The organism is Chitinimonas sp. BJB300 (genome assembly GCF_002735695.1).
Taxonomy (GTDB): Bacteria; Pseudomonadota; Gammaproteobacteria; order Burkholderiales; family Chitinimonadaceae; genus Chitinimonas.
Genome location: NZ_PDZH01000316.1, coordinates 1 through 1,123, shown reverse-complemented (window position 1 = coordinate 1,123; position 1,123 = coordinate 1). Strand labels below are relative to the sequence as shown.

The window sequence follows — 1,123 nt, the reverse complement described above, 5'->3', positions numbered from 1 at the left end:
TCGTCTGGCTGGTCATCGCACTGGCAATGTACCGGCATGAATCTATCCCCCAGGTGGTAGCGCATCTGGATCTGGCGCTGCCTGACGAGGTGATCCCCGACCTCGCCAAGAGCGCCTTAACCCAGGCACGACAGCGGCTTGGCCAGGAACCCTTGGCACAACTCTTCGCCCTGTGCGCTCTCAGTTGGGACGACCGCCACCTGTCGAAACCGGGGCGGCGCTGGCGTGGTCTGGCTCGCTATGCCATTGATGGCAGCACCTTGCGCACATCAGACACGCCAGACAATCGCCAGCATTTTGGTGCTCAAAACTATGCCTCTGGCGCGGTCGCCAACTATCCGCAGTTGCGGCTACTGACCTTGACCTCGCTGAGTACGCATCTGGTGCGCGAGACCGTGTTTGGCGAATACGGCAAGAACGAGATGCGTTATGCCCAAGCGTTGCTGCGGTCCGTTCCAGATCACTCGTTGACGGTCTTCGACAAGGGCTTCTTCAGCGCCGAGCTGTTATTGCAGCTCCAGCAGGGAGGGACCGAGCGCCATTGGTTGATTCCTGCCAAGCGCAACAGCCAATGGGAGCGGCTCGATCCCCAGCCCTCCGACTACCGGGTCCGCATGAAAGTCTCCCCGCAGGCGCGCGAGGCGAACCCAGCCCTGCCGATGTACTGGGAGGCGCGGGCGATCGAGACAGTGTCACGCCATGGTCAGCGACGTATTCTGCTGACCTCGATGCTCGATACCCGGCATTGGCCGGCCAAGGAGATCGCCGAGCAGTATCAGGCGCGATGGCGGATTGAAACCAGCTACCGGGAACTCAAACAGGACATGCTTGGTGACGCACTGACGTTGCGTAGCGGCACCCCACAGACCGTACGACAGGAAATGTGGGGCGCACTCCTGGCCTACAACCTGGTGCGGCTGGAGATGGCGGAAGTTGCGAGTGAGGTGGGGGTGATGCCGACCGAGCTGAGCTTCACCGTAGCGCTGCACTACTTGCGCTACGAATGGAGCTGGATGGCGACCAGCAGCCCGGGTACGTTGCCGGCGCGCCTGCGGCGTCTGCGCGAACGGTTGGGTGACCAATTGCTGTCCAAACAACGACGGGGGCGCGAATGCCCCCGTGT

General features: G+C 62.2%; 1 protein-coding gene. It reads left to right on the top strand.

Annotated elements, in window-relative coordinates:
• Window positions 1-1,123 (top strand): IS4 family transposase (locus tag CSQ89_RS21600; protein WP_099407992.1); only part of this gene is annotated, 1,123 nt, incomplete at both ends.